This is a genomic window from Rhizobium sp. 42MFCr.1 (genome assembly GCF_000377185.1).
GTDB classification, from domain to species: domain Bacteria; phylum Pseudomonadota; class Alphaproteobacteria; order Rhizobiales; family Rhizobiaceae; genus Rhizobium; species Rhizobium altiplani.
The window spans coordinates 71,043-88,787 of sequence record NZ_KB897827.1 but is presented as its reverse complement, the minus strand read 5'-3'; the positions used below and the strand labels follow the sequence as shown (position 1 = coordinate 88,787).

Annotated in this window: 13 protein-coding genes; 4 read left to right on the top strand and 9 right to left on the bottom strand. The window is 60.1% G+C overall.

Annotated features, from left to right (window positions below):
* Positions 1-68 precede the first annotated feature (68 nt).
* Positions 69-3,569, top strand: a complete 3,501-nt coding sequence (gene dnaE / locus C934_RS0112395) for a DNA polymerase III subunit alpha (protein ID WP_018857035.1) — start codon at positions 69-71, stop codon at positions 3,567-3,569.
* A gap of 2 nt (positions 3,570-3,571) precedes the next feature.
* Here dnaE and C934_RS0112390 read toward each other — a convergent pair whose 3' ends face one another.
* Entirely contained in the window at positions 3,572-4,807 is a 1,236-nt protein-coding gene (locus C934_RS0112390) for a L,D-transpeptidase family protein (protein WP_018857034.1), read from the bottom strand.
* Positions 4,808-4,901: 94 nt separating this feature from the next.
* Positions 4,902-6,191 carry a DNA polymerase IV gene (locus tag C934_RS0112385; protein WP_026371766.1) on the bottom strand — a complete coding sequence of 430 codons (1,290 nt, stop codon included), beginning with the start codon at positions 6,189-6,191 and terminating at the stop codon, positions 4,902-4,904.
* 75 nt (positions 6,192-6,266) lie between these two features.
* Here C934_RS0112385 and C934_RS0112380 point away from each other — a divergent pair, with 75 nt between their 5' ends.
* Positions 6,267-6,854, top strand: coding sequence for a GNAT family N-acetyltransferase (locus tag C934_RS0112380; protein ID WP_018857032.1), 588 nt, complete (start codon positions 6,267-6,269; stop codon positions 6,852-6,854).
* Here C934_RS0112380 and C934_RS0112375 read toward each other — a convergent pair.
* Together C934_RS0112375 and C934_RS0112370 are read right to left on the bottom strand one after the other, a co-directional pair.
* Positions 6,829-7,500 carry a hypothetical protein gene (locus C934_RS0112375; RefSeq protein ID WP_018857031.1) on the bottom strand — a complete coding sequence of 224 codons (672 nt, stop codon included), beginning with the start codon at positions 7,498-7,500 and terminating at the stop codon, positions 6,829-6,831. The two genes, C934_RS0112380 and C934_RS0112375, sit on opposite strands and share 26 nt — an antisense overlap.
* A gap of 2 nt (positions 7,501-7,502) precedes the next feature.
* Complete coding sequence (locus tag C934_RS0112370; protein WP_018857030.1) at positions 7,503-7,811, bottom strand: DUF3572 domain-containing protein; 309 nt, start codon at positions 7,809-7,811, stop codon at positions 7,503-7,505.
* 132 nt (positions 7,812-7,943) lie between these two features.
* On the opposite strand from C934_RS0112370, the gene C934_RS0112365 reads away from it, so the two are divergent.
* Positions 7,944-8,315 (top strand): response regulator, encoded by a 372-nt coding sequence (locus C934_RS0112365; protein WP_007531841.1) that lies wholly within the window; start codon positions 7,944-7,946, stop codon positions 8,313-8,315.
* An 18-nt stretch (positions 8,316-8,333) separates the two neighbouring features.
* Entirely contained in the window at positions 8,334-9,704 is a 1,371-nt protein-coding gene (locus C934_RS0112360; protein ID WP_018857029.1) for a PleD family two-component system response regulator, read from the top strand.
* A gap of 706 nt (positions 9,705-10,410) precedes the next feature.
* On the opposite strand, the gene rpmG is transcribed toward C934_RS0112360, so the two are convergent.
* The 5 genes from rpmG to topA form a co-directional block, all read right to left on the bottom strand.
* Positions 10,411-10,578 (bottom strand): 50S ribosomal protein L33, encoded by a 168-nt coding sequence (gene rpmG, locus C934_RS0112355; protein WP_003587245.1) that lies wholly within the window; start codon positions 10,576-10,578, stop codon positions 10,411-10,413.
* A 93-nt stretch (positions 10,579-10,671) separates the two neighbouring features.
* Entirely contained in the window at positions 10,672-11,859 is a 1,188-nt protein-coding gene (locus tag C934_RS0112350; RefSeq protein WP_018857028.1) for an MFS transporter, read from the bottom strand.
* A gap of 256 nt (positions 11,860-12,115) precedes the next feature.
* Entirely contained in the window at positions 12,116-12,571 is a 456-nt protein-coding gene (locus C934_RS0112345) for a DUF983 domain-containing protein (RefSeq protein WP_018857027.1), read from the bottom strand.
* 31 nt (positions 12,572-12,602) lie between these two features.
* Entirely contained in the window at positions 12,603-14,975 is a 2,373-nt protein-coding gene (gene rnr / locus C934_RS0112340) for a ribonuclease R (RefSeq protein WP_026371765.1), read from the bottom strand.
* Positions 14,972-17,623, bottom strand: a complete 2,652-nt coding sequence (topA, locus tag C934_RS0112335; protein WP_018857025.1) for a type I DNA topoisomerase — start codon at positions 17,621-17,623, stop codon at positions 14,972-14,974. The genes rnr and topA overlap by 4 nt, the downstream gene beginning before the upstream one ends.
* Positions 17,624-17,745 lie beyond the last annotated feature (122 nt).

The window sequence follows — 17,745 nt, the reverse complement described above, 5'->3', positions numbered from 1 at the left end:
TTGTCTGGACATCAACCCCTCAATGCTGAGAATAGACCTGATTGATTCAGGTGATCGGAAGGCATGTCATGGCGGGTGCGGAGAAAGACGCGGAAGGCGGTTTCATCGGTGGTACGCCGGGCTTCGTTCACCTTCGGGTCCACTCGGCCTATTCGCTCCTTGAAGGTGCGCTGCCGCTTAAGAAGATCCTCTACAAGGCGTCGGGCGACAGCCAGCCGGCCATAGCGATCACCGACACCAACAACCTGTTCGTCGCCCTCGAATTCTCACAGAAGGCGATGGACGAGGGCCTTCAGCCGATCATCGGCTGCCAGGTCTCGATCGACATGGAGGATGGACTGGAGACGGAACGGCGCGGCGGCCAGCAGGCGCTCGCCAAGCTGCCGTCGCTGGTGCTCCTTGCGGCCACCGACGCCGGCTACGAGCGGCTGGTGGACCTTGTCAGCCGCGCCTATCTCGGCGGCGAGGGCAACGGTCAATCGATCCACATTCGTGCCTCCTGGCTCGACGAGATCGGCACCGACGGCCTGATCGCTTTGACCGGCGCCCTGACGGGGCCGGTCGACGTGGCGCTGAAGGATGGGCATGCCGCCCAGGCGGAAGCACGCCTCCTGCTGCTGAAGCGCCATTTCGGTGACCGGCTCTATGTTGAGTTGCAGCGGCACGGCACTTACGACAAGCGCCATGAGCAGAAGCTCGTCGGCCTTGCCTATGAGCACGACCTGCCGTTGGTCGCCACCAACGAAGCCTTTTTCCCGACCCGTGACGACTATGATGCGCATGACGCCCTGATGGCCGTCGCCCACAACGCCATCGTTTCGGATGATACCCGGTTTCGCCTGACGCCTGATCACTACCTGAAAAGCCGCGCCGAAATGGCGAAGCTGTTTGCGGATCTGCCGGAGGCGCTGGAAAACACCATCGAGATCGCGCGGCGCTGCTCGTTCATCCTGAAGACGCGCAAGCCGATCCTGCCGCGTTTCACCGGCGCCACCGCCGATCCCGAGGAGGCGGAACGCGAAGAGGCACTCGAACTGCGCCGGCAGGCGGAGGAGGGGCTGGATAAGCGCCTTGCCACTCTCGGCATGTCGCCCGGCTATGAGGAGAAGGATTACCGCGAGCGCCTGGAATTCGAGCTGAGCGTCATCGAGCGCATGAAATTCCCGGGTTACTTCCTCATCGTTTCGGACTTTATCAAATGGGCAAAACAGCATGACATCCCCGTCGGCCCGGGCCGCGGCTCCGGTGCAGGCTCTCTCGTTGCCTACGCGCTGACGATCACTGACGTTGATCCCTTGCGCTTCTCGCTGCTCTTCGAACGCTTCCTCAACCCGGAACGCGTCTCGATGCCCGACTTCGATATCGACTTCTGCCAGGACCGCCGCGAAGAGGTGATCCGTTATGTGCAGCGCAAGTACGGCCGCGAACAGGTCGCGCAGATCATCACCTTCGGTTCGCTGCAGGCCCGCGCGGCGCTGCGCGACGTCGGCCGTGTGCTGGAGATGCCCTACGGTCAGGTCGACAAGATCTGTAAGCTGGTGCCGAACAATCCGGCCAACCCGACGCCGCTGTCGAAGGCGATCGAGGAAGAGCCGAAGCTGCAGGAGGAGGCCGACAAGGAGCCGGTCGTCGCCCGCCTGCTCGATATCGCCCAGAAGATTGAAGGTCTCTACCGCCACGCATCGACCCACGCTGCCGGTATCGTCATCGGCGACCGCCCGCTGTCGAAGCTGGTGCCGATGTACCGCGATCCGCGTTCCGACATGCCTGTCACCCAGTTCAACATGAAGTGGGTCGAGCAGGCCGGCCTCGTCAAGTTCGACTTCCTCGGGCTGAAGACGCTGACCACGTTGAAGGTCGCCGTCGATTTCGTCGCCAAGCGTGGCATCAAGGTCGATCTTGCCTCGATCCCGCTGGACGATAAGCTGACCTACGAGATGCTCTCGCGCGGCGAAACGGTTGGCGTGTTCCAGGTTGAAAGTGCGGGCATGCGCAAGGCGCTGATCGGCATGAAGCCGGACTGCATCGAGGACATCATCGCACTCGTGGCGCTTTATCGCCCAGGCCCGATGGAAAACATCCCGGTCTACAATGCCCGCAAGCACGGCGAGGAAGAGATCGAGTCGATCCATCCGACGATCGACTACCTGCTGAAGGAAACGCAGGGGGTTATCGTCTACCAGGAGCAGGTGATGCAGATCGCCCAGGTCCTGTCGGGCTACTCGCTCGGTGAAGCCGACCTTCTGCGTCGCGCCATGGGTAAGAAGATCAAGGCGGAGATGGACCAGCAGCGCGAGCGCTTCGTCGATGGCGCCGTCAAGAACGGCGTGAAGAAGCCGCAAGCCGATGTGATCTTCGACCTGCTCGCCAAGTTCGCCAACTACGGTTTCAACAAGTCTCACGCCGCCGCTTACGCGATCGTTTCCTACCAGACCGCCTATATGAAGGCGCATTATCCGGTCGAGTTCCTCGCCGCGTCGATGACGCTCGATATGTCGAACACCGAAAAGGTCAACGACTTCCGGCAGGACGCCAAGCGTCTCGACATCGAGGTAATCCCTCCTTCGGTACAGACCTCGTTCCGCCATTTCGAGACCGGCGACAACAGGATCTACTACGCGCTGGCGGCGCTGAAGGGGGTCGGCGAATCGGCTGTCGATCATATCGTGGAGGTCCGCGGTGGCACTCCATTCGCGAGCCTTGAGGATTTCTGCCTGCGCATTGATCCGCGACAGGTGAACCGCCGCGTGCTGGAAAGCCTGATCTTCGCCGGTGCTTTCGATTGTTTCGGGCTCGACCGCGCGCAACTGGCGGGCGGGCTCGACCGCATCATGGGCTACGCCCAGCGTGCGCAGGAAAACAAGCTGAGCGGCCAGTCGGATATCTTCGGCAGCGCTCTTTCATCCGGCCCAGAGAGAATCTCGCTGCCGCCGTTTTCGCCGTGGCTGGCCTCGGAAAAGCTGCTCAAGGAATTCCAGGTCCTGGGCTTCTACCTGACCGCGCATCCGCTCGATAGCTACCAGAGCATTCTGCAGAAGATGCGCGTGCAGACCTTCGCCGAGTTTTCGGCGGCCGTGAAGCAGGGCGCGAGCAACGGCCGCCTTGCGGGCACCGTCATTTCCAAGCAGGAGCGCAAGACCAGGACCGGCAACAAGATGGGTATCATCGTGTTCTCCGACTCCTCGGGTCAGTTCGAAGCCGTTCTGTTCTCCGAGATGTTGAACCAGTATCGCGACGTGCTGGAGTCCGGAAAGTCCTTCGTTATCACGGCGACAGGGGAAGAGCGGCCGGAAGGCATCGGCCTTCGCCTGCAGACCATTCAGTCGCTGGAAGAGAAATCGCTGCAGATGCAGAAGGCCCTGCGCGTCTACGTGCGCGATTCCGGGCCGCTTCGTGCCGTCGCGGCACACCTCAATGCCAAGGGCGATGGCCTTGTCTCCTTCATCGTGATCAAGGAGGAAGGCAAGCGCGAGGTGGAAGTCGAGCTTCCGCAGAAATATCGTATCACGCCGGAGATTGCTGCCGCACTGCGCGCAGCGCCCGGCGTCATCGACGTCGAGCTGGTCTGACGTCAACCTCTTGTAAGGGTGATGAAGTCGGTTCCTTCGCCGGTCTCCGGTCCGAGGCCGGTGTCTGAGATTGTCAACGTCGAGCCGGTGGTCAGCATGGCGTCGATCTTCCGCCGCGCCTCCTCAGGAATATCGATACGGCTCAGCGCATTGGCGATCGGCGTGCCTGATATGATCGAGCTTTCCAGGCTACTAATGCCGAGCCGGTTCATGATCGCGCGGGCGAGTGTGTTGGGAAGCGTCGCTCCCATCCAGTCCGCCGAGCCGGTTTCGAAATCGACGTTGTGGACAGAGAAGAAATGCGTACCGAGGGCAAGGCCCGGGTTCTCGATCGAGATCGGCGCTTCAAGAACCGGCTGGAAGCCTTGGCGAACCATGATGACGCCGTTCGGCGGCGCTCCCTTGCCCGCCGCGGCATAGACCGCCTTAATGAGCGCGTCACTTGCCGGTGACTTGTCGTTGGTCGGCTCGACTGGATGCTGCAACTTGAAATCACTGATTGCCTGAAGCGTTGCCGACCCGAGGAGGCCATCCGGTTCACCCGCGGCAAATCCGAGCTCGTTGAGATATGTCTGAAGGTCGATGATCTCCTCGCGCAGACTGCGGCGCGTAATGAGAATACGGATCGGTGTGTCGTTTGCGGGAGCGCTCGCTGCCGGCATTTGTGCAGGCGGTGGCGCGACGTCGTTCATGGCGACCTGAACGGGAGCCTGCCCGATCGTCGGCCTCAGCGAAGCGTCGGAAAGCAGTGCTGGCGGCTCCGGCATATCCGGCCGGAAGAGCGTCGGGTGATCGATCGGTTCCGGCGTTACTTCCGCGTCGGTAATGACAACCGGAACGCCCATTGCCGTCATCTTGTAGAGCTGCTTGGCGAAGGCTGCCGGCATTCGGACGCAGCCATGCGATGCTGGGTAGCGCGGCACGGAATGCGACTCGTGAAGCGCGATGCCAGACCAGGTCAGCCGCTGCATGAACGGCATCGGCGCAGCCGAATAGATATTGGATTCGTGATATCTCTGCTTCTCGATGACGGAAAAGATGCCGCTCGGCGTCGTATGGCCCGGCTTCCCCGTCGAAACCTTCGAGGTCGCCACGACCTCTGTGCCGTCGTAGAGCGTAAGCGACTGCGCATCCTTCGATACGAAGATCTGCAGCGTGCGTGCATCCGCCGCGAGAGCGGGATGCACGAGCGCGGTGGCCGACAGCAAGCCGAGGCCAAAAACGAGACGCGACAACATATGACTCAACCGATACGCAATACTTGAAGCCGAAGCCTAGTCGGTGAAGCTTAAGGAAAACTTGATATAAGGAACCCTGAGGCAGCCTCACGTATTAGTGATCGCGCTTGCCGCCAAACGTATATCCGGTCTGGACGGTGCCTTTGCCGAACTTGTCGCGCAACTTGTCCATTGCCGCTTCGGCTGCGGCCCTACGACCCGATTGCTCATCGATAAGGTCGGGCGGATCTGCGCGCGCGGGGTCGCAAAGGTCGGTGACGCCGATCCCGATGAGGCGAAACTTCGTGCCGTCCGTTTCCTTCTCCAGCAGGTCCAGCCCGGTACGGAATATCCGGTCGGCAAGCCGGGTCGGGTCTTCAAGTTTGCGATTGCGGGTGCGCAGCTTGAAGTCCGCCGTCTTCATTTTGAGAACCACGGTCTGGCCGGCGATATCATCTTTCTTCAGCCGCCAGGAGACCTTTTCGGAAAGACTGCGGAGGATCGGAACAAGCTCGTCATGGCGGGATATATCGTCGAAGAAAGTCGTTTCGGACGAGACGCTCTTCGCCGCGTCGTTCAGATGCACTTCGCGGTCGTCGATGCCGCGGGAAAGACGCGCCAGCCGCTGCCCCATGCTGCCATATCGGCGCATCAGGTCGTTTTCCTCCATCGTCTGCAACTGGCCAATCGTCCGGATGCCGTCGGCCTCCAGCGTGGCTGCAAACGCCTTGCCGACGCCCCAGATCGTCGTCACCGGCCGCGGTGCCAGGAAAAAAACTGCTTCCTCGCGGCCAATGACCGAGAAGCCGCGAGGTTTCTGAAGGTCGGACGCGACCTTCGCGAGAAACTTGCAGTAGGAGAGCCCAACGGAGATGGTTATGCCGATCTCCTTCTCGATGCGCTGGACGAACTTGGCAAGCGTGCGCGCCGGCGGATCGTGATGCAGCCGCTCGGTGCCGCCGAGTTCCAGAAACGCCTCGTCGATCGAAAGCGGCTGAACGAGCGGGGTCAGTTCCTGCATCAAGGTGCGGACTTCGCGTCCGACCTTCACGTACTTTTCCATGTCGGGTCGGATGACGACTGCCTGGGGGCAGGCCTCAAGAGCCTTGAACATCGGCATTGCAGAACGAACGCCGTGGATACGCGCAATGTAACATGCGGTCGAGACCACCCCGCGTTTGCCGCCGCCGATGATGACGGGCTTATCGGCGAGTTCTGGATTGTCACGCTTCTCGATCGCTGCATAGAAGGCGTCGCAATCGATATGCGCCAGCGTCAGTTCGTACAGCTCCTTGTGTCGCACAAGCCGGGGGCTGCCGCACGCCACACAACGGCACGTTTCGGCCTTCTGCTCGGCAAGGCAGTCGCGACAGAAGCCGGGTGTCTTGGCGTAGGCAAGTGTCATGATGAGAACAAAGATTGAACATCGCAACATTAGCCTCTAAACTTTCGAGTCTCAAGAGAGGCTGGGAGGTTTGCATTGGATATCGATCTCCGTTTCGAGCCGGTGACAGCAGACCGGTGGAGTGACTTCGAACGGCTCTTCGGTCCCCGCGGAGCGTTTTATGATTGCTGGTGTGTCGCGCTTCGCTTGCCTCATGCCGTGCGGACGAAGATGAGGCCGGACGAGCGAAAGTCGCACATGCTTGGCAGGATCGCTGTCGGGCCGCCGCCAGGTATTCTGGCCTATGCCGATGAGGAACCGGTCGCCTGGGTTCAGGTCGGGCCAAGGCACGACGTACCGCAATTCAACTCGTCGCGGACAGTGTCCCGACCGATGGAAGAGGGTGATGCACACGATCCGTCATTCTGGGCGGTGAGTTGTTTCTTCCTGACATCGCATTTGCGTGGGCAGGGGCTCAGCCATCAACTGCTTGCCGGTGCGATCGACCATGCGTGGCGCCACGGTGCCCGCTACCTCGAGGGCTGTCCGATTGACCACGTCAAGCAATCGAAGTCGGTGACGCTCTGTATTGGATCAACCGCGATCTTCGATGCGGCTGGATTTGAAACCGTGGCCAGACGAAAGGATGGCCGACCGCTCATGCGGCTGGACTTGCGCCCTTGAGGACATCCGCCGAGAAATGCGCCCTCAGCAACTCTGCGGCATGGTCCCAGCCGGCGGCGGCGACGATGTTTCCAACTGGCGGTGGCGCGAACGGCTTGAAATCCGCGTTGGCCATCATGGTCAGGAGCAAGCACTTAGGCACATGATGGGCAACGGAAAGGAGATTGCGTTGCATATCATCGATGAAGGCGACTGGCAGGCTTCGGCCATCATGCAGCCTTGCGACGACGGGCCCCTTGGGCTCTTCCGTGGCGATCAGGTCGAACGAGAGGTCGAGCTGATTGAGAAATTCGCGCCGGATACCGTGGTGCCGAGGTGGCATCGCGGTCAAGAAGACGATGTCGGCGTCGGCCGAAAGCGACTGCAGTGTTTCAACGGCTTTTTCCGCCGGTTTCTGCCAGAGGTGCTGGTTCGCGAAGAACACTTCCTCGAACGAATCGACGGCGTCCCTATCCAGCTCGCTGCCGTCAAGCAGAGAGACGATATTACCGTAGAGGCGGAACGACCGCGGCAGGAGGTCGTAGCTGTGCGAGCGCAGGAAAGCGGTGAAGGGAGTGAGGAACTCGAGAACCACTTCGTCGATGTCGCACACAACCAAAGGCCGGTCGCCGAGGCGCACCTGGCTGACGTTGGTAGCAATATCCATGCTCAAAATTCTCCAGAGCCAAGTCCCGGCGGCGAAAAGTGCAGCCATGCCGCATTCAATGCGTCGGGCGCGGTGCCGGTCGCTTGGCAGAAGGCCATCGCCGTCGGCTCGTGCTGCATGACGAAATCCATCATGCCGGAAAGGAAGCCGGGATCGCTGACCACGCGGCGCACCTGGGCCGGTTCAACACCGGTCAATGCGAGAAAACGACCGAACAGATCCGGATCGTTGGCAAGCCAGGCAAGAACGGAGATCGCAGTCTGCTGCGGATCGGCCGCGAGTTGTTTCGAAGTCTTGAAGTTGCTTTGCATTTTTCTGGGTAAATTACCTATTTTTCAACCAAATAGCGATAGTGTGCCGCGATCGGTTCTATGGAACCATGCCATCGCAGAAGTCTTCTTCATGCGGGGAAGCGGTACCGGAACGGACGTAGGACGCGTGTCATGCCCAAGCAGGTGATGATTGTAGAAGATAACGAGCTCAACATGAAGCTCTTTCGCGACCTCATCGAGGCGTCCGGTTACACGACGATTCAGACCCGAAACGGCATGGAAGCGCTCGACCTCGCGCGCAAATACCGGCCCGATCTGATTTTGATGGATATCCAACTCCCCGAGGTTTCTGGTCTCGAGGTTACCAAATGGCTGAAGGAAGACGATGACCTGCACGTCATTCCTGTTATCGCCGTTACAGCATTTGCCATGAAAGGTGACGAGGAACGCATACGCCAGGGCGGCTGCGAGGCCTATGTCTCCAAACCCATTTCCGTTCCTAAATTCATTGAGACGATCAAGACCTATTTGGGCGATGCCTGACGCATCGGAAAGAAGCCTATGACTGCGCGCATTCTCGTGGTTGATGACATTCCGGCCAACGTCAAGTTGCTCGAGGCGCGGCTAGTCGCGGAGTATTTCGATGTCTTGACCGCCGGCGACGGCTATCAGGCCCTCGCAATATGCGAGCGCAACCAGGTCGATCTTGTCCTTCTTGATATCATGATGCCGGGGATGGACGGCTTCGAGGTCTGCGAGCGCCTGAAGGCCAATCCCAAGACCTCGCACATACCTGTCGTCATGGTGACGGCCTTGGATCAGTCGGCCGATCGCGTGCGTGGTCTGAAAGCCGGCGCAGACGATTTTCTCACCAAACCGGTCAATGACCTTCAGCTGATTTCCCGGGTGAAGAGCCTGTTGCGGCTGAAGACGCTCAGCGACGAATTGCGCATTCGCGCCGAAACAGCGCAGACCATGGGGATCGATGAACTGCTGCGAACCGGCGAGGGGCGGGGCGACGAATCGGGCCAGGTGCTGCTGGTCGACGGACGCGCCAATTCGCAGGAACGCATCATCAAGGCGCTGAAGCCCATCGCCGATGTCTCGGCAATCTCGGATCCGCAGGCGGCACTCTTCGAAGCGTCGGAAACCCCCTTTGAACTGGTTATCGTCAACGCCAATTTCGACAACTATGATCCGCTGCGCCTGTGCTCGCAGCTTCGTTCGCTCGAGCGCACGCGCTTTCTACCGATCCTGATCATCACCGAGCAGGGCGACGACGACATGGTGATCCGGGCCCTGGAACTCGGCGTCAACGACTATATCGTCCGGCCGGTCGATCCCAATGAGCTGGTGGCGCGCAGCCTGACGCAGATGCGCCGCAAGCGTTATAATGATCGCCTGCGCGCGAGCGTGAAGCAAACGATCGAGCTTGCCGTGACCGATCCGCTGACCGGGCTCAGCAACCGCCGCTACCTGGATAATCACCTCAGCACGCTCTTCAATCGCTCGATGGCGCGAGGTCGTCCGCTATCGGTGCTGATCACCGATATCGATCGCTTCAAGCAAGTCAACGACACCTATGGCCATGATGCGGGGGATGATGTGCTGCGGGAGTTTGCAAGGCGCATCCGCTCCACCGTCCGTGGTGCCGATCTGGCCTGCCGATACGGCGGCGAGGAATTCGTAGTGGTTATGCCGGATACCTCGCCCGAAGTGGCGGCAGCCGTCGCGGAGCGACTGCGCTCGGTGGTCGAGACGGTACCGTTCCTGCTGAAGTCAACGGGGCAGGAACTGGACGTCACGGCGTCCTTCGGCATTTCGTCGCGGATCTCCTCCATCCTCACTCCAGGGCAGTTGATGAAGCAGGCGGACCTTGCGCTTTACGAGGCAAAAACGGGTGGCCGTAATCGCGTGGTCGCCGCCGCTTGAGCAATGCTTCTATGAGGCATTTCAGGTCATCCACAACTTGCTAATTAAGGGCGGACGGCACGGCAACGAAGTAATTGCAGTTGCAAAGCCGGCATTTCCCTCCGAAGGTTTGCTCGCTCTTGATATCATGCTAGGCAGATGCCGCGCGGTTGCTGGGACAAATGTGAGGATCAATCGGATGTAGCCGGCATTTCGCAAGTAGCCGCGAATGGACAAGCTTTGGCCCGCATCGGCGGAAGCTAATACTATTGGGCTATAGTTTCGGCCTTCTTTGCCCATTAGGCGCTATTCTTGCAAAAGTACGCGATTCCAAGCTTTAAAAACTGTCCCAAAGCCGTACTTTTAACCATGAAATCAAGCCCAGAAATCTAACCATTAAGAATTTGTTGATTTTCTTTCATTTTCGAGCAAATTATCGGCCATAAGAGATAAGTACTCCCGTGAGGAGTCCGAGGTACCCCATGATGCTCAGGTCCGCCGCATCTCCTGGGTCGTGGGGTCGGTCGGCTGGTTTGCAACAATAAGCGGTTCCTCGTGCCGCGTTGCTTGCTGGTCGACCCCCTTTCAGGAAAACGCCGTCCTTTCCGCATTTTAGGAAGGACGGCGTTTCTGTTTTCAGGCCTCGAGACCAGACGGCAAAGCCGGCAAACAAAAAGGCGCGCAGCCGATGGGCGCGCGCCTCTTCGAAAAACGTCAGATCAAGCGATTACTTGATCTTGGTTTCCTTGAACTCGACGTGCTTCTTAGCAATCGGGTCGTACTTGGTCTTCGTCATCTTGTCGGTCATCGTACGGCTGTTCTTCGTCGTGACGTAGAAGAAACCGGTGTCGGCCGTCGACAGCAGCTTGATCTTGATTGTGGTAGCCTTGGCCATGGTCGTCCTGCCTTTAATAAAATGAAAGCCGTGGCAGGCCGGATAGGCTCCACGGCAAATTCTGGCGCGAAACTACGAATCCCGCCCGAAAAGTCAAGCCCGCTTTCGGAGGAAAAGCAGCCTGATCGAGGAAAGCAGGGCATAAAGCCCGAAGAATCCGGCGATCGCCCAGGCAAAACCGTTGTTGCCGGCAACGTCGATGGCGGCGCCGATAACCTGCGGCCCGGCCACAGTGCCAACCGCGTAACAGAATACAAAGGCCGCGTTGGCTGCTGCGAGGTCCGAGCCGGTCAGGCGAGAGCCGAGGTGACTGAGTCCCACCGTATAAAGGCCCGCGACACAGCCGCCCCAGAACAGAAGTACGGTCGCCATCAGAATCCAGCTGTGCACGAGAACCGGCAGCATCAGGGAACCTATCAGGCCCATGAAGGCCATCGCGGCCAGCAGCGGGCGCTTGTCCTTCATGCGGTCCGAGAGCAGCCCAACCGGGATCTGGAAGATCACGTTGCCGATTCCCATCACCGTCAGCAGCAGCGCGGCCTGAGATTCCGTAAAGGAGGCGCGCACCGCATAGATCGGGAACAGTGCCAAACCGCCGGCTTCGACGGCCCCGAAAATGAAGACGGCGGCCGTTGCGGTGGGCACAAGGAAGACGTAGCGCATGAAATGAAGTTCAGGCTTCTCCTCGAGAACCGGGCTTTCGTAGCGTGCGATGTAGATGGGAATGGCGGCCAACAAGACGGCACCAGCGCCGACCGCGAATGGAAGCACGCCCTCGCTGCCGAGAATCGAAAAGAGCAGCGGCCCGCCTGCAAAACCGAGCGAAAGGACGGTTGCATAGATGCCGAGCACGAAGCCGCGCTTGGAGGGCGGCGAGGCGGCATTGATCCAGAATTCCGATAGGATGAACAGCGTCGTCGTCGCGCCGTGAAAAGCGAACCGCAGCGGAAACCACATCCAGAAGTCCTGGGCATAGTAGAAGCCGAGTGCGCTGATCGCTGAAATCACGACGGCCCAGATCATCGTCGGGGCGACGCCGTATTTGTGCGCCAGTTTCGTGGTGATCGGCGCAGCCGCCATGGCGGCAACCCCGGCCATCGCCGTATTCAGTCCGATCAGTGTCGATGGAATGCCGCGCTTTTCGAGAATGATGCTGAGAAGCGGGAGTCCCAGGCCGATTGCTATGCCGACAGCGGAGATGGACGAAATGGCTGCCACCAGTGAAGGCCAGTGAATTTCTTCGACATCGCCTGGTGTTGTGCCGTTCCGCGGCTGAGACATATACGCATCCTTAGAGACCTGCTGCACAGAGTCGCTCACCGCGACGCACCATAGAAAGGCACAGGCGTGCCAAATCCAAGTGACGGCTGTGCTTTACAAGATGAAATGCGCTGGCGGCAATAACCTGGATGATCTTGAAGTCGTATAGTCAAAGAAGCTTACCGAATACACATGAGATTTCGCCCCGCGGAACCGCAGCGCCGTTGGGGCTGCCACTACACGTCAATTGTGTCGTCAAGGTGAAGGCAGTAATGTCCTAGCGCTTGCGGCCCGGTATCTCGTAGGCGTCATGATCGTCGGTTTGTCCACCGAAGCCGTGCATCTTCAACGCCCATTGCAGACCGATGACACCGCCCTTGATCGGCTGGATGATCAAAAGCGTGGCAATCAATGTGATGGGTGTCCAGATCGCGAAGGTCAGCCAGAGGGGCATTGGCCAAACGAGATCCGTTGCCATGTAGCCGCCGATGATGACATGGCCGATCACCACGATTGCAAGGTAAGGCGGTAGGTCGTCCGAGCGATGATGGTACATGGCCTCGCCACAGGCGGCACAATTGTCCACCGGCTTCAGGAAGCTTTTGAAGAGTTTGCCGCTGCCGCATGCGGGGCAGGTGTTCATCATGCCGCGCTTGACAGAGCGGCCGAGCGGACGTTCCGCCTCCTGATTGCTTCCGTAACGGATCGTCTGGTCGCTCGAGGTGGTCGTCATCGTTCGTTTCCTTTCGCGGCGCCCTACACGCCTATCGCCGCCCTCTTGGCGGCCTTGTCCCGGCCTTCTTGCGTGCCCGGCTTGCGTCCCGCCGGCCCGCCTTGTGGAACGAACGTACAGCTGTGGGCATTTTTCGCCCTTCGCTGATCATCTCGAAGCGTAGCGCACCGGCAAGCGGAATGGCTTCTGCAAGCTTGACCGTGACACTGTCGCCGAGGCGATATCCGAGCCCGGTCTTTTCGCCAGACAGCGCCTGGTGCGCCTCATCATAGATGAAGTAGTCCGTTCCGAGCGTAGATATAGGAACGAAGCCGTCTGCTCCATAGTCCGGGAGAGTGACAAATAGTCCCGATTTCGTCACACCTGATACGCGACCTTCGAATTCCTCGCCGACGCGGCCGGCAAGATGATGCGCAATCAGGCGATCCACCGTTTCGCGCTCGGCCGCCATCGCGCGGCGCTCGAAGGTTGAGATCTCGGCGGCGATGTCGTCGAGCGCGGCCTCTTCGTCGGGCGTGATCCCGCCTTCACCGAAGCCGAGCGAACCGACCAGCGCCCGATGCACGATCAGGTCCGCATAGCGCCGGATGGGCGAGGTGAAGTGCGCGTATTTCATGAGGTTCAGGCCGAAATGCCCGATATTCTCGGGGCTGTAGATCGCCTGGCTCTGAGAACGCAGCACCATCTCGTTGACCATCGTCTGGTGCGGCGTGTCGTCTGCCTTGGCGAGGATCATGTTGAAATTGTTGGCGCGCATGTTGCCGCCCTTGGCAAGCGATATGCCAAGCGTTGCCAGGAACTCGCGCAGCACTTCCTGCTTGGCGAGCGTCGGCCCGTCATGGATACGGTAGATCAGGACTTGCCGCTTCTTCTCCAGCGTCTCGGCGGCCGAGACGTTGGCCTGGATCATCATTTCCTCGATCAGCTTGTGTGCATCGAGGCGCGGCGGCACGAAGACGCGCTCCACGGTGCCGTCAGGCTTTAGCAGGATCTTGCGTTCCGGCATGTCGAGTTCAAGCGGCTGCCGGCGCTCGCGGCCGCGCGTCATGATCCTGTAGGCATTCCACAACGGCTTCAAGATTGGTTCCAGAAGCGGTCCCGTCTTGTCATCCGGCTTGCCATCGATGGCCGCCTGCGCCTGCTGATAGGAGAGCTTTGCAGCGCTCTTCATCATGACACGGTGGAAGGTGTGGCCGATTTTGCGGCCTTCCTTCGAAAACACCATGCGAACGGCAAGCGCCGGCCGGTCCTGACCTTCTCTCAGCGAGCAGAGATCGTTCGAGATGCGCTCCGGCAGCATCGGCACGACCCGGTCGGGGAAGTAGACCGAGTTGCCGCGCTTCAGAGCTTCGCGGTCGAGTGGCGAGCTCGGGCGGACGTAATAGGAGACGTCGGCGATGGCGACCGTAACGATAACGCCGTCCGGATTGTCGGGAGAAGGGTCAGTCTCCGCATAGACGGCGTCGTCATGGTCTTTCGCATCCGCCGGGTCGATGGTGATCAGCGGGACATCTCGCCAATCTTCGCGATGCGACATCGTCGCAGGTTTGGCATCGTCGGCTTCGGCGACCACAGCAGGCGGAAATATATAAGGGATTCCGTGAGCATGGATGGCGATCATCGAGATCGCCTTCTCGGATGCGACCGAACCGACAATCGACAGGACCTTGGCGCGTGCCAGGCCGAAGCGCCCAAGGCGAGCGACTTCGACTTCAACCAGATCGCCGTCCTTGGCCTCGCCCTTGTAGTCAGGGTCGATCACCATTTCCTCGCCGCGTCGGTCGATCGGAAGCAGACGGCCGGCTCCTCCCGGCGCATCCTTGAAGACCCCGAGCAGCGCACCGCGGCGCTTGTCCAAAATCTTGATGATGCGCGCCGTGTAGGCCGGCCCACCACGGTCGGCGGCCGGAAAGATCTTCGCCAGGATGCGATCGCCCATGCCGGCAACCAGCGCCTTGCCCTTGCCGTTGCGCCCGGCAGGCGAGGTCGACTGGCGAATAGCGACAGCAGGCGCAACGCCCTGATCGTCAGGCCACTCCGCCGGGCGGCCGATCAGTTCGCCATCCTTGTCGCGCGTCGTGATGTCGAGCACGGTGACAGGCGGCAGTGCGCCCGGCCGGATCAGCGACTTGCTCGTCTTCTGCAGCATGCCTTCCTGCTCCAGTTCGCGCAGGAGGTGTTTCAGCTCGACCCGGCTGTCGCCTTTCAGCCCGAAGGCCTTTGCGAGTTCGCGCTTCGAGGCCTTCTGCGGATGATCGGCGATGAAGCGCAGGATCACGTCGCGGGAAGGCAGGGCTCCGTGAGCGATGTTCAGCGGTTCGGCTGCGGGTTGTTGGCTGGCGCGTCCAATCTTGCCGGGACGCTTGCCCATGCCCTTCATTCTTTCCCGCGGGATTTTGCTCACTCTTTGCTCTTTTTCGTCTTTGCCGGCGCCTTGGCCTTCGCCGTCTTCGGCTTGGCCGCGGTCTTGGTCGTCTTGGTTTCAGCCGCAGCGGCCTTCGCCTTCGGTTTTGCCTTACTCTTCGAAGCCGGTGCCTTGCCGGCCTTGGCGGCGATCAGCGCCAGCGCTTCCTCGACGGTCAGGGCCTGCGGATCGGTGCCCTTCGGCAGCGTCGCATTGACCTTGCCCCAGTTCACATAGGGGCCGTACTTGCCGTCGCGAACCGTGATTGCGCCGCCGTCGGGATGGTCGCCGAGCTCTTTCAGAGCTGCCGCCGCCGTCCTCCCACCCGGCGCCTTGCTCGCCTTCTCGGCGATCACGGTGACAGCGCGGTTGAGGCCGATCGAGAAGACGTCTTCGACGCTTTCAAGGTTGGCGTAGCCTCCATCATGCAGCAGGAACGGCCCATAACGGCCGATGCCGGAAGAAATCATCTTGCCGGTTTCCGGGTGCTTGCCGATGTCGCGTGGCAACGAAATCAGCGCCATCGCCTTTTCGTAATCGATGTCCTCAGGCTTCCAGCCCTTCGGCAGGGAAGAACGCTTGGCTTCCTTGCCTTCGCCACGCTGGATGTAGGGGCCGAAGCGTCCTGAACGCAGGGTCAGTTCTTCGCCAGTCACCGGATCGGAACCGAGATTCTTAGGCTCGTTCAGCGCAACGCCTTCGGCCTCCGAACCGCCTTCTGACGAAAGCTGGCGGGTATAGTTGCATTCGGGATAGTTCGAGCAGCCAACGAAGGCGCCGTATTTTCCAAGCTTAAGCGAAAGATTGCCGGTGCCGCAAACTTGACAGATGCGCGGATCACCGCCGTCTTCTCGTTTCGGGAATACAAGTGGCGCCAGTGCCTCGTTAAGCGAATCGAGGACGTTGGTGACACGAAGTTCCTTCGTATCCTCGATCTGGGAGAAGAAGTCCTTCCAGAAATCGCGCAGCACCTGCTTCCAGTTCAGCTCCCCGGCAGAGATCCGGTCGAGCTTCTCTTCAAGATCTGCCGTAAAATCGTATTCGACGTACTTGGTGAAGAAGCTTTCGAGGAAGGCCGTCACCAGCCGGCCCTTGGCCTGCGGGATCAGTTTGCGCTTGTCGATGGTGACGTATTCGCGGTCACGCAAGGTCGCCAGCGTCGCCGCGTAAGTCGACGGACGCCCGATGCCGAGCTCTTCCATCTTCTTGATCAGCGTTGCCTCGGAGTAGCGCGGTGGCGGCTCAGTGAAGTGCTGAGTCGAATTGATCTTCTGCTTCGCAAGGTTCTCACGAGCGTTGATCTCGGGCAGGCGACCATCCTCGTCACCGTCGTCGCTCTGTTCGCCATCTTCCTTCTGGTCGGTATAGGCGGCGATGAAGCCGTCGAAACGGATCACCGAGCCGACAGCGCGCAGCCCAGCTTTCTCACCTTTGTTGTCGGCGGTGATTTCAGCCGTCGTGCGTTCGATCTCAGCCGATGCCATCTGGCTCGCAATGCCCCGCTTCCAGACGAGGTCGTAAAGCCTCAACTGGTCGGCATCCAGGTACTGCCGCACGCGGTCGGGCGACCGATTGAAATCAGTCGGGCGGATCGCTTCGTGCGCTTCCTGTGCGTTCTTTGCCTTGGTCGAATAGAAGCGCGCCTTCTCGGGCATGTAGCGCTGGCCGAATTGATCGACGATGGCCTTGCGTGCCGCGTCGATGGCTTCGGGCGCCATCTGGACGCCGTCCGTACGCATGTAGGTGATCAGACCAACTGTTTCGCCACCAATATCAACACCCTCGTAGAGCTTCTGGGCGATCTGCATCGTCCGCGACGCCGAAAAGCCAAGTTTCGAGGACGCTGCCTGCTGAAGCGTGGAGGTTGTGAAGGGTGGTCCCGGGTTGCGCTTGACCGGCTTCGCCTCGACCGTGTCGACGACATAGGTCGCGCCTTCCAGAAGTGCCTTGAGCTTGCCGGCTTCTTCGCCGTTTCCGATCGCGCGAGGCTGCAACCGCTTGCCATCAGCCGCAACCAGTTTCGCTTCAAACTCGTCGCCTCGCGGCGTTTTCAGGAGAGCCGAAAGGTTCCAGTACTCTTCAGAGATGAAGCGTTCGATTTCGGATTCGCGATCGCAGACCAGGCGCAGCGCCACTGACTGTACGCGGCCGGCCGAACGCGCGCCGGGGAGCTTGCGCCAGAGAACCGGCGACAGATTGAAACCGACGAGATAGTCGAGGGCACGGCGAGCGAGATACGCATCAACCAGCGGAACATCGATGTCGCGCGGGTCGGCCATGGCGTCGAGCACGGCCTTCTTCGTGATCGCATTGAAAACGACCCGCTTCACGGTCTTGCCGTTCAGGACGCGCTTCTTGTTCAGCATGTCGAGGACGTGCCAGGAAATCGCTTCACCCTCGCGATCCGGGTCGGTTGCGAGGAATAGGCTGTCGGATGACTTCACAGCGTCGGCGATGTCCTTCAGTCGCTTGGCAGACGCGCCGTCGACCTCCCACAGCATCTCGAAATCCTGGTCGGGAAGGACCGATCCGTCCTTGGCAGGCAGATCGCGGACATGGCCGAAGGAGGCGAGCACCTTGTATCCGGAGCCCAGATACTTGTTGATCGTCTTTGCCTTGGCGGGCGATTCTACCACTACAACATTCATCATGATTCTCTAAAAAAACGTGCCAAGCCGGTGCATAAGCAGATGGAATCCCTGCCGTGCCAGGATAACCGGCTCTTCGACATGGACAGGGAAATCGTTTCGGTCAAGTGGTCTGACCTCAT

What these genes read in the sequence shown, in the direction of transcription:
- dnaE (WP_018857035.1), top strand. Translation starts at nt 69, where the DNA reads ATGGCGGGTGCGGAGAAAGACGCGGAAGGCGGTTTCATCGGTGGTACG.
- C934_RS0112390 (WP_018857034.1), bottom strand. Translation starts at nt 4,807, where the DNA reads ATGTTGTCGCGTCTCGTTTTTGGCCTCGGCTTGCTGTCGGCCACCGCG.
- C934_RS0112385 (WP_026371766.1), bottom strand. Translation starts at nt 6,191, where the DNA reads ATGACACTTGCCTACGCCAAGACACCCGGCTTCTGTCGCGACTGCCTT.
- C934_RS0112375 (WP_018857031.1), bottom strand. Translation starts at nt 7,500, where the DNA reads ATGGATATTGCTACCAACGTCAGCCAGGTGCGCCTCGGCGACCGGCCT.
- C934_RS0112370 (WP_018857030.1), bottom strand. Translation starts at nt 7,811, where the DNA reads ATGCAAAGCAACTTCAAGACTTCGAAACAACTCGCGGCCGATCCGCAG.
- C934_RS0112365 (WP_007531841.1), top strand. Translation starts at nt 7,944, where the DNA reads ATGCCCAAGCAGGTGATGATTGTAGAAGATAACGAGCTCAACATGAAG.
- C934_RS0112360 (WP_018857029.1), top strand. Translation starts at nt 8,334, where the DNA reads ATGACTGCGCGCATTCTCGTGGTTGATGACATTCCGGCCAACGTCAAG.
- rpmG (WP_003587245.1), bottom strand. Translation starts at nt 10,578, where the DNA reads ATGGCCAAGGCTACCACAATCAAGATCAAGCTGCTGTCGACGGCCGAC.
- C934_RS0112350 (WP_018857028.1), bottom strand. Translation starts at nt 11,859, where the DNA reads ATGTCTCAGCCGCGGAACGGCACAACACCAGGCGATGTCGAAGAAATT.
- C934_RS0112345 (WP_018857027.1), bottom strand. Translation starts at nt 12,571, where the DNA reads ATGACGACCACCTCGAGCGACCAGACGATCCGTTACGGAAGCAATCAG.
- topA (WP_018857025.1), bottom strand. Translation starts at nt 17,623, where the DNA reads ATGAATGTTGTAGTGGTAGAATCGCCCGCCAAGGCAAAGACGATCAAC.